Here is a 16,644-nt window from a genome sequence, read left to right as displayed (position 1 = left end):
TCAGCCATCAGTCATCAGTCATGAGCCATCACTCATCACTCATCACTCAATGAGTCATCGGCCTCTCCCGCTCACGCCTCCGCCCCGTCCTCCTCCGCCAGCACCCTCTGCGCCACCGCGAACGCCGAATTGGCCGCCGGGACACCGCAGTACACGGCCGTCTGGAGCAGGACCGCGCCGATCTCCTCGGGGGTGAGCCCGTTGCGCCGGGCCGCGCGGACGTGCATCGCGAGCTCGTCGTAGTGGCCGTGGGCCACAAGGGCGGTGAGCGTGATCATGCTGCGCTCACGGCGGGTCAGCGTCGGATCCGTCCAGATCTCGCCCCAGGCGTAGCGGGAGATGAAGTCCTGGAAGCGGGCGGTGAAGGGGGTCTGGCGGGCCTGCGCGCGGTCCACATGGGTGTCGCCGAGTACCTGGCGGCGTACCTCCATGCCGCGCGGCGGATACCCGTCGAAGTGTCCGCGCAGTGCGGCGAGTACGGCCTCCGGGCGCTCGGCAGGGGCCAGATGCGAGGCGCCCGGAATCTCGGTGAGCGTGGCGCCGGGTACCGCGTCCGCGATCTCCCGCAGATGCGCGGGCGGCGTCGCCGGATCCTCGCGACCGGCGATCAGCAGGGTCGGCACGCTGACGGAGGAGAGCCGGTCGCGGAGGTCGTACGCCGCAAGCGCGTCGCAACAGGCGGCGTACGCTCCCGGGTCGGCGGTCCGGAGGTCCTCGACCAGTTCCGGCACGGTGAAACCGGGCGTGAACCAACGGGAGTTCGCGGCGTCGGCGAGTGCGGCAAGGCCGTCGCGGCGCACGGTTTCCGCACGCTCCTCCCACGGTTTGGAGCCGTTGAAGTGGGCCGAGGAACAGACCAGGGCCAGGGACGTCACCCGCTCCGGGTGGTGCACGGCCAGGTGCAGACCCACCGCGCCGCCCAACGAGACGCCCGCGTAGGCGAACTGGTCGATGCCGAGCGAGTCGGCGAGGGCCAGCACCAGTGCGGCCAGGTCGGCGATGGTCGCGCCGGGTCCGATCAGGTCGGCCGGGGAGCCGCCGTGGCCCGGCAGGTCCCAGCGGATCACCCGATGCGTCACGGACAGCTCGGGCGCGACCTTGTCCCACAACGCGCTCGATGTGCCGAGCGAGGGCCCGAGCAGCAGCGGGGGAGCCGTGACCGGCCCTTCGGCGCGGTGGTGCGGCAGTTTGCCGTGAGAAAGGGTCGTCAACGTCGCTCCAGGGCACGGTCGGTGAGGGATCCGGCGGAGCCCGTGTAACGGGCGGGATCGGTGAGGTCCACGAGGTCGAGATCCTTGAGTTCCGGCTCCTCACCGAGCAGATCGAGTAGAGGCCGGTTCTCGGCGACCGCCCGTTTGGCGGTCGCCGTCAGCAACTCCTTGGCGCGGGCCCGCCCGAGCACGGGAGCGAGCGAGACGGCCAGCCGTTCGGAGACGATCAACCCGTGGGTGAGACCGAGGTGTTCGCGCATCACCTCGGCGTGCACCCGGAGCCCCTCGGTCAGTTCCGCGGTAGCGCGCGCCGCTCCGCCGACGAGCCGGAGCAGGTCCCGCAAGGGTTCCCATTCGGCATGCCAGGCCCCGGCCGGACGCTCGTCCTCGGCCGCCATCGCCCCGTACAGCGTGGCCGCGAGCTGCGGTGCGCGCCGAGCGGCGGCCGCGACGAGGGTGGCCCGTACGGGGTTGGCCTTGTGCGGCATCGCCGACGAACCGCCGCCGCTGCCTTCGGAGACCTCCGCGATCTCGGTACGCCCGAGGGTGAGCACGTCGACCGCGGTCTTGCCCAGCGCCCCCGCCGTGAAGGCCAGCGCTCCGGCCAGGTCGGCGATCGGCGTACGCAGGGTGTGCCAGGGCAACACCGGCTCGGCGAGGCCGAGTTCACGCGCGTACGCCGCGGTCAGTACCTGGGTGTCCGCCGCGCCGAACGCGGTGAACGCCGCCAATGTCCCCGCCGCGCCGCCCAGTTGAGCGGGCAGCGAGCCCCGTACGGCCGAGACCCTGTCTCTGGCGTCAAGGACCAGCGACCGCCATCCCGCCGCCTTCAGCCCGAAGGTCGTCGGCACCGCGTGCTGCGTCAGCGTCCGGCCCGGCATCACCGTGTCCCGGTGCTCCGCCGCGAGCCGGGCCAGGGCCCCTTCCGTCCGGTCCAGATCCCCCAGGACCAGATCCAGCGTACGTGCGGCGACCAGCATGGTGGCCGAGTCCATGATGTCCTGGCTCGTCGCACCCCGGTGGACGTAGGCCCCGTACTCGCCGCCGACCGCCTGCGTCAGATCCGCGACCAGCGGGATCACCGGATTCCCGCCGTCACGGGCGCGCAGCGCGATCGACGGTGTGTCGAAGCGGGACACCTCGGCCGCGGCATCGACGGCGGTGGCCGCCTCGGCCGGAGCCAGTCCCAGGGACGCCTGGGTGCGGGTCAGCGCCGCCTCCGCGTCGAGCAGCGCCCGCAGATACGCGGTGTCGCTCGTCGCGGCGGACGCCGGGGAGCCCGCCCACCCGGGGGCGAGCAGGGCTTCGGAATCACCGAATGTCACTGGAACTCCAGGAAGACCGTTTCGCCTTCGCCTTGAAGGCGGATGTCGAAACGGTACGTCCGGTTCGTACCCTCGGCCGCTATCAGCGTGGCGCGCCGTTCGGCCGGGAGCGCGTCGAGCAGCGGGTCGGCGCCGTCGGCGAGGTACGCGCGGGTGTAGAGGTGGTTGGTCAGGCCGCGCGCGAACAGGCACACGCTGATGTACGGCTGCCCGGCGTTGCCCGGCACCAGTGTGGAGAGCGCGTAGTGCCCGTCGGTGTCGGTGGGGACCCGCCCGAAGCCGGTGAAGTCGAGGCCGGTACGGCCGAGGAAGCCGCCCGTGGACGGGTCGCGGCGCATCGAACCGGGGGCGCCCTTCAGGGACCCGTCGGGCGCCGCCTGCCAGAAGTCGAGCATGGCGTCGGGGATCGGCTCGCCCGCGCCGTCGAGCACGTACCCGTGCAGGGTGATCGCGTCCGGGTGGCCCTGGGGGGCGACCTGTCCGCCTTCGGGGAAGGGGAGCGCGTACCCGTAGAAGGGGCCGATGGTGTGGGACGGGGTGGGCAGCAATCGCTCGGTCATGCTCATCGGCCTTCCTCGATCCAGGTGGCGGAGGGACCGTCGAGGACGATGTCCCACTCGTAGCCCAGGGAGAACTCGGGCTGGGAGAGATCGTGGTGGTAGGTGGCGATCAGACGGTCGCGGGCCGCCGCGTCCGTCACGGAGTTCAGGATCGGGTCGTACGGGAACAGCGGGTCGCTCGGGAAGTACATCTGCGTCACCAGGCGCTGGGTGAACGCCGTGCCGAAGACCGAGAAGTGGATGTGGGCGGGCCGCCAGGCGTTGGTGTGGTTGCCCCAGGGGTAGGGGCCCGGCTTGATCGTGGTGAACGAGTACCGGCCCTGATCGTCCGTCAGGGTCCGCCCCACGCCGGTGAAGTTGGGGTCCAGCGGCGCCGGGTGTTGCTCGCGCAGATGGGCGTAGCGGCCGGCGGCGTTGGCCTGCCAGACCTCGACGAGCTGGCCGCGTACGGGACGGCCGGTGCGGTCGAGCAGCCGGCCCGAGACGGTCATGCGCTCGCCGATCGGCTCGCCCCGGTGGTGGCGGGTGAGGTCGTTGTCGATCTCGGTGATGTCGGTGACGCCGAAGACCGGACCCGACAGCTCGACCGTCTCCGGGTCACCGCCGGTCACGGCGACCAGCGGCTGCTTGGGGTGGCGCAGCACCGAGCTGCGGTACGGCGCGTAGTCGCGTTGCGCGTGGTGCAGGACCGGGCTGCCGCCGGCGACCGCCTTGTCGTACGCGTCCTGGCGGTCCTTGATCTCGACGTCGATGTCCGACTGGGTGAGAGCCATGGCCGGTTTCCTATCGTTCGAGGACGAGGGCGAGGCCCTGGCCCACGCCGATGCAGAGGGTGGCGACGCCGGTACCGGAACCGGCGGCCTTGAGCTGGTGGGCGACCGTGCCGGCGAGGCGGGCTCCGGAGGCGCCGAGGGGATGGCCGAGGGCGATGGCGCCGCCCCGCGGGTTGAGGATCGCCGGGTCGAACTCGGGCCACTCGGCCACACAGCCGAGCACCTGCGCGGCGAAGGCCTCGTTCAGCTCAAGGGTTGACAGGTCGTCAAATCCCTTGCCCGCCTTGGCGAGTGCACGCTTGACGGCTTCGACGGGGGCCAGTCCGAAGTACTGCGGTTCGATCGCGGAGACACCGGTCGCCGAGACGCGGGCGAGTGGCTCGCGGCCGGTGGCCTTCAGGCCTTCCTCGTCGACGAGGAGCAGGGCCGCCGCCCCGTCGTTGAGCGGGGAGGCGTTGCCGGCCGTCACCGTGCCGTTCTCGGTGCGGAAGGACGGCTTGAGCTTGGCCATGGCGTCGAGGGACGCGGAGGCGCGGACGGATTCGTCGGCGGCGAACACGACCGGCTCGCCCTTGCGCTGGGGGATGGACACGGGAGCGATCTCCGCGTCGAACAGGCCGTCCGTCTGGGCCTGGGCCGCCTTCCGGTGGCTGGTGAGCGCGAACTCGTCCTGCTGCTCACGCGTGATCTTGTGCTTGTCGGCGATGAGTTCGGCCGACTCGCCGAGCGGGATCGTCCACTGCGGGTCCATCCTCGGGTTGACCATGCGCCAGCCGAGCGTGGTGGAGTACAGCTCGGCGTGCCCGGCCGGGAAGGGCTTGTCGCTCTTCGGCAGCACGTAGGGAGCGCGGGTCATCGACTCGACTCCGCCGGCCAGGGCGATGGAGGCGTCGCCGAGGGCGATGGCCCGCGCGGCCTGGATGACGGCTTCGAGCCCGGAGGCGCAGAGCCGGTTGACCGTCACACCGGGCACCGAGGTGGGCAGTCCCGCCAGCAGCGCGGCCATCCGGCCGACGTTGCGGTTCTCCTCGCCGGCGCCGTTGGCATTGCCGAGGTAGACGTCCTCGATCCGGGCGGGGTCCAAATCCGGTGTACGGGCGAGGAGTTCACGGATGGCGTGGGCGGCCAGGTCGTCCGGGCGGACGCCGGCCAGCGCACCGCTGTACTTGCCGATCGGGGTCCGTACGGCATCGACGATGTAGACGTCGCGCAGACTCATGACTGGATCTCCTCGGGAAGGTGAACCTTCGCCGCGGTCTTCGCCACGATCTCCTCCGCCGCCACGCCGGGCGCGGTCTCGAACAGCACAAGACCCTGCGCCGTGACGTCGAGGACACCGAGATCGGTGATGATCCGGTTCACACACGCTCTGCCGGTGAGCGGCAGCGCGCACTCCTCCAGAATCTTCGGGGAGCCGTCCTTGGCGGTGTGCGTCATGACGACGATGACCGTGCGGGCGCCGTGCACGAGGTCCATCGCCCCGCCGATGCCGGTGATCATCTTGCCGGGGATCGCCCAGTTGGCGAGGTCGCCGCCCGCGGACACCTGCATGGCGCCGAGCACGGCGACATCGATGTGCCCGCCGCGGATCATTCCGAAGGACAGCGAGGAGTCGAAGTACGAGGCGCCGGGCAGGACCGTGACGGTCTCCTTGCCGGCGTTGATCAGATCCGGGTCGACCTGGTCCTCGGTGGGGTAGGGGCCGGTCCCCAGGATGCCGTTCTCCGACTCCAGGACGACCTCCACACCCGGCGGGAGGTAGTTGGGGATCAGCGTCGGCAGGCCGATGCCGAGGTTGACGTACTGGCCGTCCTGAAGCTCGCGCGCGGCGCGGGCGGCCATCTGTTCGCGGGTCCAGGCCATCAGCTGCTCACCGTTCCGTCCGCCGTGGGTGCCGAGACCGTCCGCTGCTCGATCATCTTGGCCTGTGCCTGCTCGGGAGTGAGGGCGATGACCCGCTGCACGAAGATGCCCGGCAGGTGCACCGCGTCCGGGTCGATCCCGCCCGGCTCCACGAGCTCCTCCACCTCGGCGATCGTGATGCGGCCGGCCATGGCGGAGAGGGGGTTGAAGTTGCGGGTGGACTTGTTGAAGACCAGGTTCCCGTGCCGGTCGCCCTTGGCGGCCCGTACGAGCGCGAAGTCGGTACGGATGCCACGCTCCAGCACGTACTCCGTGCCGTCGAACTCCCGCACCTCCTTCGGGGGCGAGGAGAGGGCCACGCCGCCCTGGCCGTCGTAGCGCCAGGGCAGTCCGCCGTCGGCGACCTGGGTGCCGACTCCGGCGGGGGTGTAGAACGCGGGGATGCCGGCGCCGCCCGCGCGCAGCCGCTCGGCGAGGGTGCCCTGCGGGATCATCTCGACCTCCAGCTCACCGGCGAGGTACTGGCGGGCGAACTCCTTGTTCGCGCCGATGTACGAGCCGGTGACGCGGGCGATCCGCCCGGCCGCGAGCAGGACCGCGAGGCCGGACTCCATCGCCCCGCAGTTGTTCGAGACCACGCCGAGCCCGCTGACTCCGCGCTCGTAGAGGGCCTGGATCAGCACGTTCGGTACGCCGCTGAGGCCGAAACCGCCGACCGCGAGCGTCGCGCCGTCCGGCACATCGGCCACCGCCTCCGCGGCTGTGGCGACCACCTTGTCCATCCGAGAAGCCCCATCTCTCCCGAGCGTCATCTCCCCGAGCGCTCAGCGCCTCAATTAGTCAGGGCACTGAGTATTTCTTCGAGGTTTCAAACACGCTGCCACCCCGGCCTCCTTCCGTCAAGACCTGTAGGAAAGGTGCAGGTGAGTGCCTTGTAGCGGGGTGAGACAGCTGACCCCACGGCCGGGTATCGTTCAGTACACCAACCAATTTGATTCCTCTGTGCGGCGTGTCCGTCACGCCGCGCGGGCCGAGCCGAGGAGCGCACATGGCCGCGGTGGACCTCTCCACCCACCCCGGGCACCTGGCCCGGCGGCTGCAGCAGGCGCACTACCTGCTGTGGAACACGATGGTCTCCGAGGAGATCACCTCGCCACAGTTCGCGGTCCTGAACGCACTCGTCGCGGAGCCGGGTCTGGACCAGCGCACCGTGGGGGAGCGGGTGGGCCTGGACCGCTCCACCATCGCCGAGGTCATCAGCCGGCTCGGGCGGCGCGGCCTGCTCGACAAGGTGCGCGACCCACAGGACGGCCGCCGCTTCCTGCTGCGCCTCACGGACGAGGGGATGCGCACGCACAAGAAGCTGACCGTGCGCACCGCCCGTATGAACCAGATCTTCCTGGCCCCCCTCTCCGTCGACGAGCAGGCCCTGTTCTTCGACCTCATCCAGCGGGTCTCGGACGCGGCGGAAGGGCTCCGCAACCCGGCGGATCCGCTCGCGGTCCAGCGCTAGGCACGGTGGCTCGCTGTCGTGCCGGCCAGGCGCGGTGCCGGCCGAGGCGCCGCGCCCGACAAGGCTTCGCGGTCACGCTTTCGCGAAGACCACCCACACCTGGCCCTTCGCGAAGTTCATCGGTGCACCGCCCGCCGTCGTGAACTCGGTGCCGTCCGTGGCGCCGGCGCGCGCCCAGTTCACGTTGAAGGCGCGGCCGTCGCGCAGCACCTTCGCCGTCCCGGCGCCGACCGTCTCCGTGTACGGCGTGTTGTTGCCGAGGACGTCGTGGAACTTGGACTCGCGGACCTTCACGTACTGCACGACGACCGTCGCGGGAGCCACCGTCTTTCCGTCCGTCGTCACGGTCGGCGTGCCGTCCATGTCCACCAGCCAGCGCTTCCGGCTCGCGGACCAGGTGAAGGTGAAGCGGGCGGCCGGGAAGCGCACGGTCTGCGAGCTCTGCGGGCTGCCGCCGGCGGGCGCCGCACCGAAGTGGAACCCGGTGGTGAGGGCGGCGGAGCCCGGCGCGGTGCGGGTCAGCCGCTGGGGGCGCAGGAACAGGTTGTGCGGTGAGACCTTCCCGGTGCCGCGGTAGTAGGCGTCACCGGATGTCGTGTCCGGCGAGTACGCGTGCAGTGGCGCCCGGTCGATCAGTGGCAGCAGCTTCTGCTGCGCCCCCGAGAAGGCGAGCGTCGGTTCGTCGAACTGGCGTAGCAGCTCCAGGTCCGACTCGCGCGCGCTGCGCACCGGGCCGACGACCTTCGGCAGCTTGCTCGCGTAGACCGCCATCAGTCGGCTCAGACCGCCCTCGACCTGCTCCGCGTACACGATGTCCGCCGCTTCCAGACCCGTCTGGGGGCGGGCCGCACCCACGTTGTCGATCTTCACGGCGAGCACCGAACCGACGGCGGCGGGGCTTGGTGTCGGCTCCTTTTCGCTCTCCTGACTCGGGGTCGGGCTCGGTGCGTGACTGTGCCCGCGCCCGTCGTCGTTCGATCTGCCACCCACGGTGCAGCCCGTCACCAGGGGAGCTGTCACCACGGCGGCCAGCAGCGCCGCCGTCATCGCGCCGCGCCGCATCCGCGCCATCTGTCGCATGCCCACCGTGCCACCCTGTCCCGTGTCATTGATTGTCCGCTTATACGTTCAACGGGGGACATACCCGTTCGGTTCTGATCACGCGCGCTCACTGGGCCGATCGGCTCAGCGGGAAGCCTCGGAGGTGGTGGGAGAAGGGGGACGGGAGCCGCCAGGTGGCGGTCAGGAGTGGCCGGGGCGGTCAGGGGCGGTCAGTCCTGCGGGCCGAAGACCTCCGCGAGGTCGTACCCCACCGGCTCCTCCAGCTGGCTGTACGTGCAGCTCTCGGCGGTGCGGTCCGGGCGCCAGCGGCGGAAGCGGGCGGTGTGGCGGAACCGTACGCCGTTCTCCATGTGGTCGTACGCCACCTCGGCCACCCGCTCGGGCCGCAGCGGCACCCAGGACAGGTCCTTCTTCGACGACCACCGGCTGGGGGCGCCCGGCAGCCGTGCCGTCTCGTGCGCCGACTCGTCCGCCCAGGCCGCCCACGGATGCTCCCCGACATCCGCAAGACGCAGCGGTTCCAGCTCCTCCACCAGCTCCGCGCGCCGTTTCATCGGGAACGCGGCGCTCACCCCCACGTGCTGGAGGGTGCCCGTGTCGTCGTACAGCCCAAGGAGAAGTGAACCGACGATCGGCCCGCTCTTGTGGAAGCGGTAACCGGCGACGACGACATCCGCCGTCCGCTCGTGCTTGATCTTGAACATGGCGCGCTCGTCCTGCCGGTAGAGCAGGTTGATCGGCTTGGCGACCACGCCGTCAAGACCCGCGCCCTCGTACTGCTCGAACCACTGGCGCGCCACGTCGATGTCCGTCGTCGCCGGCGCGACATGCACCGGAGCGGTGGCGCCGGACAGCGCCATCACCAGCAAGGCACGCCGGTCGCCGAGCTCGACGTCGAGCAGCGCCCTGTCGGCCAGCGCCAGCAGGTCGAAGGCCACGAAGGAGGCGGGCGTCCGCTCGGCCAGCGTCCGCACCCGCGAGTCCGCCGGGTGGATCCGCTCGGTGAGCGCGTCGAAGTCGAGCCGCCCGTCCCGGGCGATCACGATCTCGCCGTCCATCACACAGCGCCCCGGCAGCCGCTCCCGCAGCGCCTCCACCAGCTCGGGGAAGTACCTGGTCAGCGTCTTCCCGGTGCGGCTGCCGATCTCGACCTCGTCGCCGTCGCGGAACACGATCGCCCGGAAGCCGTCCCACTTCGCCTCGTAGTGCATGTCGGGCGGGATCCTCGCCACGGACTTGGCGAGCATCGGCTTCACGGGTGGCATCACCGGCAGGTCCATGGTTCGATTCTGCGCGGTTCCCGGGCCGTCCGCCCGGTGTGCGCGGCAGGCATCTCGGGCCTACCGTGGCTCGCATGGCAGAAGCGGTGGAACTGGAAGCAGCCGGGAGGACCGTACGTCTGTCCAGCCCGGGCAAGGTCTTCTTCCCTGAGCGCGGCTTCACGAAGCTGGATCTCGCCCAGTACTACCTCGCCGTCGGCGACGGCATCCTCCGCGCGCTGCGCAACCGCCCCACCACCCTGGAGCGGTACCCCGACGGCGTGACCGGCGAGAACTTCTTCCAGAAGCGGGCGCCCAAGAACATGCCCGACTGGATCCCCACCGCCCACATCACCTTCCCCAGCGGCCGCAGCGCCGACGAGATGTGCCCCACCGAACCCGCGGCCGTCCTGTGGGCGGCCCAGTTCGGCACGCTCACCTTCCACCCCTGGCCGGTACGCCGTGACGACGTCGACCATCCCGACGAACTCCGCATCGATCTCGACCCGCAGCCCGGCACGGACTACGCCGACGCCGTCCGCGCCGCCCACGAACTGCGCGCCGTCCTCGACGAGTTCGGCGGCCTGCGCGGCTTTCCCAAGACCTCCGGCGGCCGGGGCCTGCACGTCTTCGTGCCGATCGAGCCACGCTGGACGTTCACGCAGGTTCGCCGGGCCGCCATCGCCGCCGGGCGCGAACTGGAACGCCGGATGCCCGACGGCGTGACCACGAAGTGGTGGAAGGAGGAGCGCGGGGAGCGGATCTTCGTCGACTACAACCAGACCGCCCGCGACCGGACCATCGCCTCCGCCTACTCCGTACGACCCCGCCCGCACGCCCCGGTCTCCGCGCCGCTGCGCTGGGACGAGGTGGACGACGCCGTGCCCCGCGACTTCGATCTCGCGACCATGCCGGCCCGCTTCTCCGAACTCGGCGACGTGCACGCCGACATGGACGACCACGCCTACTCGCTTGAAGCGCTGCTGGAACTCGCCAACCGGGACGAGAAGGATCACGGACTGGGCGACCTGCCGTACCCGCCGGAGTATCCGAAGATGCCGGGCGAGCCCAAGCGGGTGCAGCCGAGCCGGGCCAGGCACGAGGCCGACTGAACGGGGAGGCTCCGGAGCCTCCCCGCAACAGAGCGTCGGCTACAACTCCTTGATCCGGATGTCCCGGTACGAGACCACATCCGTCGTGCCGTGTACCTGGAGCCCGACATAGCCGGAGGCGAAGCGCCGCCCGTCCGTGCCCGGGTCGTCCGAACGCGGCGGGGTGAAGGCCTGGCCGCCGGTGTTGTCGAACTCGTTGATCAGCACGCCGTTGCGGAACACCGAGTAGTGCTGGTCGACCACCCGGATCTCGTAGTCGTTCCAGGTGCCCTTCTGGGTGACACCCGCACCGGCGAGGCCCACCCGGTCGAAGCCGTAGACCGATCCCGTCTTGTACATGTCGCCGTCGGGCTTGTCGAACACCTGCACCTCGTGCCCGTACTTGATGGCGACCCACTCCGGACGCGACTCCTCCGGGTGGTCATGGACCCACGGGAAGCGCACGAACACACCGGAGTTGGCGTTCCCGGTGCCCGGAGCGTCGTCACGCCACTGGAGCTTCAGCGAGAAGTCACCGTACTTGCGCTGCGGGAACCACAGCATGCCAAGGCCCTGGACCGTGCTGCCGCTGGTGATCGACCCGTCGGCGTTGAGACCGAACGAACCGCCGCCCACCTGCGACCACTTGGCGAACGACTCCGGAGAGCCGTCGAAGATCGTGCTGTAGCCCTCGGTCTGACCCGGCTTGCCGATGCCGGACTCCTTGGCCGCCTCGGTGACCGTGTCGTACTCGCGCTGGTCGATGACCCCTTCCTTGAAGAGCTTGTCCAGGACGGTCTTCACATGCTTGAGGAAGAGGGCATGGGAGGTCCAGTCCTTCTCGTCCTCGATCAACTCGTTGATCCGGCAACGGCTGTTGGTCACCCGGTTCGGTACGCCCGAGTCGACCGTGCCGACGATCACCGTCAACCGTTCATCGAATTCAGGGCAGTTGGGTGCCGGTACGCCACCGCCCGACGCGACCGTGAAGCTCACGGTGCGCGCGGCAGACGTGTTGCCCGCCTTGTCACTCGCCCGGTAGGCCACGGTGTGTGCACCGACGCGGTCGACCAACACCGGTGCGCTGTAGGCGAGATAGGGCCCGGCATCGAGCGAGTACTCGATCGCGGCGACCCCCGAACCACCCTCGTCACTCGCGCTCACGGTCACCTTGGCGCTGTTCACGTACGCGCCGTTCGAGTTCTTCGTCCCGTCGACGGTCACCCCGGTCACCGGTGGTGTCGTGTCCTCCGTCGGTGGTGCCACCACGGTGAACGCGACGTTCTTCTCGGCGGCCGCGTTGCCCGCCTTGTCGGTCGCGCGGTAGCGCACCTGGTGGGCGCCGAGCGCGTGCACCATCACGGGTGCCGTGTACGGCTGCCAGGCACCGGAATCCACCGCGTACTCGATGGTGTTGACGCCGGAACCCGTGTCGGATGCGGAGACGGTGACGGTCGCCATGTCGATATAGGCACCCGCGGTATCGCGCTCACCGCTCACCGTCGCCGAGGTCTCCGGTGGAGTCGTGTCCTCCGTCGGCGGCGCCACCACGGTGAACGCGACGTCCTTCTCGGTCGCCGTGTTGCCCGCCTTGTCGATCGCACGGTAGCGGAGCTTGTGATCACCGACCTGGTCGACCACGACGGGCGTGGTGTACGGCTGCCAGGCACCCGCGTCACCGAGCGCGTACTCGACCCGCTCGACGCCGGAGCCCGCGTCCGTCGCGCTGACGGTGACCGTCGCCGAACCCACGTACGCGCCCTGCGAGTTCTGGGACCCGGTCACGGAGGCCGAGGTCTCGGGCGCGGTCGTGTCCTCGCCGCTGCCCTCGGTGACCACGAGGATGCCCTGCATCGAGCCATGGCCCGGAATCGTGCAGTGGTAGAAGTACCGGCCGGGCGTGAGCGTGACCTCGGCGGTGTGCAGGCCGCCCTGGTCGTCGAACGGGTTGGCCAGGATGTTGAGTTGGACGTCGTTGTTGAACTCGGGGTCGGAGGTCACGAACGTCAGCGTGTGCGGCATTCCGGTCGTGTTGCCGGTCGCCGCGCTGTTCTCGAAGACGATCGTGGTCGCTCCCGCCACGGCCGTGGTCGGCGCGGAGGTGTACTTGGTGATGTCGTCGCCCGCTGTCCAGGTGAGCGTCTGGGCGGCCGCGGTGTCCGGGGGAGCGTCGTCCGTACGCCCGAACGCCGACGTCGACGTCAGCCCGAGCACCATCAGCAGGGACGCCAGCAGGGCCGTCCACAGACGTCCAGTTCTTCGCCTTCGTACGCGCATCACTCCGCCTTCCCGGCAAGCTCGTCGACGGCGGGGGTCGGTCCGCCGCCGGTGTAAGTCACCTTCCACAGGGCCGACTTGGTGTCCGAGGTGAAGAAGCCGCGGCCGTAGTCGAGGACGTACAGTGCGCCGTCCGGTCCGAACTTCCAGTCCATGAGGTTCTTGATGCCGTCGTTGCCGATGGGCACGATCTTCTTCAGGGACTCCGAGTGGACCGGGAGGCCGCCGTCGCCGGCGGTCTTCGGGTCGGTGATCACGGCGTTGCGCGGCTGGTCGGCGTCATAGAAGTCACCGACGAACCACTTGCCGTCCCAATAGGCGGGCCATTGACCGTTGTTGGTGACCTCGGCGTCGTACCGGTAGACCGGCCCGTTCATCGCCGCCTGGCCCCCGCCCTTCAGCCACGGCAGCAGATAGGTGGCCTCCTCGTTCTTGTACGAAGGGATGCCGTTGGCGTTGCGCGGGAAGTCCGGGGCGCCGCCCTGAGGTGAGTACCAGATGTTGTTGCCGGTGACCGGCGGGATGTTGACGAGACCGTCGTTGTTCGGGGACTCGTTCTTCGGGTGGTCGCAGTCGTACCAGCCCAGCGGCTGCGTCGGATCCGGCAGATTGCGGTCGCGGTAGGGCTGCTTGTTGCCCATGCAGTACGGCCAACCCCGGTTGCTCGCCCTGGTGATGACGGCGAAGGTGTCGTACTTGGCCGGGCCCCAGGTGGTCGAGGGCGCGCTCGCGTCGGGGCCGACCCATCCGGCGTACAGGATGTCGGTTTTCTTGTCGACGGAGATGCGGGCGGGGTTCCTGACGCCCATCACATAGATCTCGCCGCGGGTCTTGCCGCCGCCCTCGGCGGTCTCCTTGCCGGTGAAGAGGTTGCCTTCCGGCAGTGTGTAGGTGCCGTCGGGCTCGGGGTGGATGCGCAGGATCTTGCCGTTGAGGTTGTTGGTGTTGCCGGCGGTGCGGCGGGCGTCCGCGAACGAGACGCCCTTGTAGTTGGGCTGGGGGTTGTTGCCCGAGTAACCGTCGCTGAAGCCACTGGAGTTGTTGTCGCCGGTCGCGATGTAGAGGTTGCCCTGGGAGTCCCAGGCCATTCCGCCGCCCGCGTGGCAGCAACTGTGGATCTGCACCGGCCAGTTGAGGAGCACCTTCTCGCTGCTCAGGTTCAGCTTGTTCGTGACGGGATCGAGCGTGAAGCGGGAGACGCGGCGCTCGGCCATCCGGGTGTCGCGGTTGATCCGGGAGTGGGGTGTGTAGTGGAGATACACCCAGCCGTTCCGCGCGAAGTCCGGGTCCAACTCGATACCGAGCAGGCCCTCTTCGACCTTGACCAGCTCGTCGCCGCCGCCCTTGTTGCCGAACACGGTGAGCGCGCCGGCCAGGGTGACCTTCTTGGTCTTCGGGTCGTAGACGTGGATCTCGCCCCTGCCCTTGCCGATGTCCGGGTTGTTCCAGTCGGTGATCACGGGCTGCGAGGAGTCCGCGCCGCCGCGGCCGATGTAGAACACCCGTCCGTCGGGCGCGGTCACCAGACCGTGCGGCTCGCCGATCTGGTCGTTCTGCCCCGGCTGATTGGGCTGGGTCAGGCGCTCCGCCTTGTAGTTGGCGTTGATCGTCGCCTTGCAGTCGGCCTGCGCCAGCCGGGTCGTCCAGAGCAGGGCGCCGCGCAGATGCGCACGGAAGTCGGTCTCGTCGTACGAGGAGACCGTGCCGCCCATGCCGGTGTAGAAGGACCGCCCGCCGTCGTAGTCACGGCACCAGCTCACCGGGTGGTCCGCGCCATTCCTGCTCGCGCCCGGCTGATACGTCGACTCGCGCACCCGCGCCACGGTGTGCACGTCGCCCGACGGGTTCTTCACCCAGTTGAGCCACTGGTCGGGGCGTTTCCACTCGGTGGGCAGGTCCTTGGCGGCGGGATGCTGCCGGTCGCCCACCTCAACGGTCGCCCGCTGTACGGCGGTTGGGCTGGTGCTCGCGGGGCGGGCGCCGACGAGTCCGGTGAACCAGTCCGAGTAGGGCTCGGCGCGGGCCGCGTCATGGATGCCGACGAATCCGCCGCCCGCCTCCATGTAGGACTCGAGGCCGGCCTCCTGCTCGGGGTCGAGGACATCCCCGCCGCCCGTCAGGAAGACGATGGCGTTGAAAGTGCCCAGCGCCGTCTCGTCGGTGAAGACCGAGGCGTCGTCCGTCGCCTCCACCGCGAACCGCTGGGCGGCCGGGCCCGACAGGCCGATCTTCTCGATCGCCTCGATCCCGGCGTTGACGACCGGCGGCTCGTCACCGGCCGCGGCGGAGCCGTGGAAGAGCAGCACCCGTACGTTGGCGCCGCCCGGAGGCGACGTGATGGACATCGTTGTCAGGGTCGGATCCGGAGCCGGGCGCGCACTCGCGGACGGCGCGGAAAGCGCTCCGGCGGTGACAGCTCCGGCGGCCAGGGCGGCAGCCCAGGCGCGGCGGTGCCTGCTCCGTCTTCTCGCGCTCAACTCTCGTAAAACGGACGGTGTTTGATGCGATGTGAGCCGCATGTGGTCATCCACTCCTCGCCGGTCACAGACAGCGCATAGGAAGCTAGACCTCTTTTCGCGACTCGCCAATAGGTATGACCGGGATGGAACGAACTTTGTCCTGAGTGTGGATAAACGAGGGTGGCGCGGCTACCGTCTCACAGGTTCGTCTCCGTACATTCCGTACCAGGGTGGGGAGTTCGCCATGGACAGGCGCGGTTTCAACCGGCGGATGCTGCTGGGCGGGGCGGCGGTCGCGGCCGGTGCGACATCGTTGTCGTCGGCCACTCAGGCGGTGAGTGTCGATGTCCCGGCGCGGACCGCGCCGGCCGGCGGCGAGGTCCGGCACATCAAGCTGTACGCCGAGAAGTTCGCCGACGGGCAGATGGGCTACGGCTTCGAGAAGGGCAAGGCCTCGATTCCCGGACCGCTGATCGAACTCAACGAGGGCGACACCCTGCACATCGAGTTCGAGAACACCATGGACGTCGCGGCGAGCCTGCACGTCCATGGCCTCGACTACGAAATCTCCAGCGACGGAACGAAGTTGAACAGGAGCGACGTCGAGCCGGGCGGCACCCGCACCTACACCTGGCGCGCCCACGCGCCCGGCCGCCGGGCGGACGGCACCTGGCGCGCGGGCAGCGCCGGTTACTGGCATTACCACGACCACGTCGTCGGCACCGAACACGGCACCGGCGGCATCCGCAAAGGCCTCTACGGCCCGGTGATCGTGCGCCGCAAGGGCGACATCCTCCCCGACAAGACCTTCACGATCGTCTTCAACGACATGCTGATCAACAACAAGCCGGCCCACTCGGGCCCCAACTTCGAGGCCACGGTGGGCGATCGCGTCGAGATCGTGATGATCACGCACGGCGAGTACTACCACACCTTCCATATGCACGGTCACCGCTGGGCCGACAACCGCACAGGGATGCTGACCGGTCCCGACGACCCGAGCCAGGTCATCGACAACAAGATCGTCGGACCCGCCGACTCATTCGGCTTCCAGGTGATCGCGGGGGAGGGGGTCGGAGCCGGGGCGTGGATGTACCACTGCCACGTCCAGAGCCACTCCGATATGGGGATGGTCGGGTTGTTCCTGGTGAAGAAGGCGGACGGGACGATTCCGGGGTACGAGCCGCACGAGCACTAGGTCGCGCCGACGCCGGACCGCCCCAGGTCCAGGAACGGATTCTCGCGTGACGC

At 69.6% G+C, this 16,644-nt stretch carries 14 protein-coding genes; 3 read left to right on the top strand and 11 right to left on the bottom strand.

Features of this window, described 5'->3' with window-relative positions:
* Window positions 1-71: 71 nt before the first annotated feature.
* Genes pcaD through ACIPC1_RS23050 form a run of 7 tightly spaced genes read right to left on the bottom strand, consistent with a single transcriptional unit; the run spans window position 72 to window position 6,514 of the window.
* A complete protein-coding gene (gene pcaD, locus ACIPC1_RS23080) occupies window positions 72-1,211 on the bottom strand; it encodes a 3-oxoadipate enol-lactonase (protein WP_402519781.1) in 1,140 nt (379 codons plus the stop codon).
* Window positions 1,208-2,536, bottom strand: coding sequence for a 3-carboxy-cis,cis-muconate cycloisomerase (gene pcaB, locus ACIPC1_RS23075; protein ID WP_402519778.1), 1,329 nt, complete (start codon window positions 2,534-2,536; stop codon window positions 1,208-1,210). The genes pcaD and pcaB overlap by 4 nt, the downstream gene beginning before the upstream one ends.
* Window positions 2,533-3,096: a protocatechuate 3,4-dioxygenase subunit alpha gene (pcaG, locus tag ACIPC1_RS23070; RefSeq protein ID WP_402519775.1), complete on the bottom strand. Its 564-nt coding sequence runs from the start codon at window positions 3,094-3,096 to the stop codon at window positions 2,533-2,535. Before pcaG ends, pcaB begins: the two co-directional genes overlap by 4 nt.
* A gap of 2 nt (window positions 3,097-3,098) precedes the next feature.
* The gene (gene pcaH / locus ACIPC1_RS23065; RefSeq protein WP_402519773.1) at window positions 3,099-3,869 is read right to left on the bottom strand and encodes a protocatechuate 3,4-dioxygenase subunit beta; all 771 of its coding nucleotides are present in this window, start codon (window positions 3,867-3,869) and stop codon (window positions 3,099-3,101) included.
* Between the two features lie 10 nt (window positions 3,870-3,879).
* Window positions 3,880-5,082, bottom strand: a complete 1,203-nt coding sequence (locus ACIPC1_RS23060) for a thiolase family protein (RefSeq protein WP_402520569.1) — start codon at window positions 5,080-5,082, stop codon at window positions 3,880-3,882.
* A 2-nt stretch (window positions 5,083-5,084) separates the two neighbouring features.
* Window positions 5,085-5,732 (bottom strand): CoA transferase subunit B, encoded by a 648-nt coding sequence (locus tag ACIPC1_RS23055; protein ID WP_402519770.1) that lies wholly within the window; start codon window positions 5,730-5,732, stop codon window positions 5,085-5,087.
* Window positions 5,732-6,514, bottom strand: coding sequence for a CoA transferase subunit A (locus ACIPC1_RS23050; RefSeq protein WP_384387900.1), 783 nt, complete (start codon window positions 6,512-6,514; stop codon window positions 5,732-5,734). The genes ACIPC1_RS23055 and ACIPC1_RS23050 overlap by 1 nt, the downstream gene beginning before the upstream one ends.
* Before the next feature lie 266 nt (window positions 6,515-6,780).
* On the opposite strand from ACIPC1_RS23050, the gene ACIPC1_RS23045 reads away from it, so the two are divergent.
* Window positions 6,781-7,245 (top strand): MarR family winged helix-turn-helix transcriptional regulator, encoded by a 465-nt coding sequence (locus tag ACIPC1_RS23045; protein ID WP_402519766.1) that lies wholly within the window; start codon window positions 6,781-6,783, stop codon window positions 7,243-7,245.
* Window positions 7,246-7,317: 72 nt separating this feature from the next.
* On the opposite strand, the gene ACIPC1_RS23040 is transcribed toward ACIPC1_RS23045, so the two are convergent.
* Together ACIPC1_RS23040 and ACIPC1_RS23035 are read right to left on the bottom strand one after the other, a co-directional pair.
* Window positions 7,318-8,325 carry a DUF3048 domain-containing protein gene (locus ACIPC1_RS23040; protein WP_402519763.1) on the bottom strand — a complete coding sequence of 336 codons (1,008 nt, stop codon included), beginning with the start codon at window positions 8,323-8,325 and terminating at the stop codon, window positions 7,318-7,320.
* A gap of 191 nt (window positions 8,326-8,516) precedes the next feature.
* Window positions 8,517-9,587, bottom strand: a complete 1,071-nt coding sequence (locus tag ACIPC1_RS23035) for an ATP-dependent DNA ligase (RefSeq protein WP_402519760.1) — start codon at window positions 9,585-9,587, stop codon at window positions 8,517-8,519.
* Between the two features lie 74 nt (window positions 9,588-9,661).
* Between ACIPC1_RS23035 and ligD the strand changes: the two genes are divergently transcribed.
* Complete coding sequence (gene ligD, locus ACIPC1_RS23030) at window positions 9,662-10,678, top strand: non-homologous end-joining DNA ligase (RefSeq protein ID WP_402519757.1); 1,017 nt, start codon at window positions 9,662-9,664, stop codon at window positions 10,676-10,678.
* Window positions 10,679-10,717: 39 nt separating this feature from the next.
* On the opposite strand, the gene ACIPC1_RS23025 is transcribed toward ligD, so the two are convergent.
* Window positions 10,718-12,934, bottom strand: coding sequence for an OmpL47-type beta-barrel domain-containing protein (locus ACIPC1_RS23025; RefSeq protein ID WP_402519754.1), 2,217 nt, complete (start codon window positions 12,932-12,934; stop codon window positions 10,718-10,720).
* Window positions 12,934-15,453 (bottom strand): ThuA domain-containing protein, encoded by a 2,520-nt coding sequence (locus ACIPC1_RS23020; protein WP_402519751.1) that lies wholly within the window; start codon window positions 15,451-15,453, stop codon window positions 12,934-12,936. The genes ACIPC1_RS23025 and ACIPC1_RS23020 overlap by 1 nt, the downstream gene beginning before the upstream one ends.
* 184 nt (window positions 15,454-15,637) lie before the next feature.
* On the opposite strand from ACIPC1_RS23020, the gene ACIPC1_RS23015 reads away from it, so the two are divergent.
* On the top strand, window positions 15,638-16,591 hold the full coding sequence (locus tag ACIPC1_RS23015; protein ID WP_402519748.1) for a multicopper oxidase domain-containing protein: 954 nt from the start codon (window positions 15,638-15,640) through the stop codon (window positions 16,589-16,591).
* The last annotated feature ends 53 nt before the right edge of the window (window positions 16,592-16,644 follow it).

The sequence above is a fragment of the Streptomyces sp. NPDC087263 genome (assembly GCF_044744645.1).
Taxonomy (GTDB): Bacteria; Actinomycetota; Actinomycetes; order Streptomycetales; family Streptomycetaceae; genus Streptomyces.
This window is presented reverse-complemented; position numbering and strand designations above follow the sequence as displayed.

Excerpts from the sequence above, each read along its gene's own strand:
- ACIPC1_RS23035 (WP_402519760.1), bottom strand. The coding sequence starts at position 9,587 with ATGGACCTGCCGGTGATGCCACCCGTGAAGCCGATGCTCGCCAAGTCC.
- ACIPC1_RS23020 (WP_402519751.1), bottom strand. The coding sequence starts at position 15,453 with ATGCGGCTCACATCGCATCAAACACCGTCCGTTTTACGAGAGTTGAGC.
- ACIPC1_RS23045 (WP_402519766.1), top strand. The coding sequence starts at position 6,781 with ATGGCCGCGGTGGACCTCTCCACCCACCCCGGGCACCTGGCCCGGCGG.
- ACIPC1_RS23015 (WP_402519748.1), top strand. The coding sequence starts at position 15,638 with ATGGACAGGCGCGGTTTCAACCGGCGGATGCTGCTGGGCGGGGCGGCG.
- ligD (WP_402519757.1), top strand. The coding sequence starts at position 9,662 with ATGGCAGAAGCGGTGGAACTGGAAGCAGCCGGGAGGACCGTACGTCTG.
- ACIPC1_RS23055 (WP_402519770.1), bottom strand. The coding sequence starts at position 5,732 with ATGGCCTGGACCCGCGAACAGATGGCCGCCCGCGCCGCGCGCGAGCTT.
- ACIPC1_RS23025 (WP_402519754.1), bottom strand. The coding sequence starts at position 12,934 with ATGCGCGTACGAAGGCGAAGAACTGGACGTCTGTGGACGGCCCTGCTG.
- pcaG (WP_402519775.1), bottom strand. The coding sequence starts at position 3,096 with ATGACCGAGCGATTGCTGCCCACCCCGTCCCACACCATCGGCCCCTTC.
- pcaH (WP_402519773.1), bottom strand. The coding sequence starts at position 3,869 with ATGGCTCTCACCCAGTCGGACATCGACGTCGAGATCAAGGACCGCCAG.
- ACIPC1_RS23050 (WP_384387900.1), bottom strand. The coding sequence starts at position 6,514 with ATGGACAAGGTGGTCGCCACAGCCGCGGAGGCGGTGGCCGATGTGCCG.
- ACIPC1_RS23040 (WP_402519763.1), bottom strand. The coding sequence starts at position 8,325 with ATGCGACAGATGGCGCGGATGCGGCGCGGCGCGATGACGGCGGCGCTG.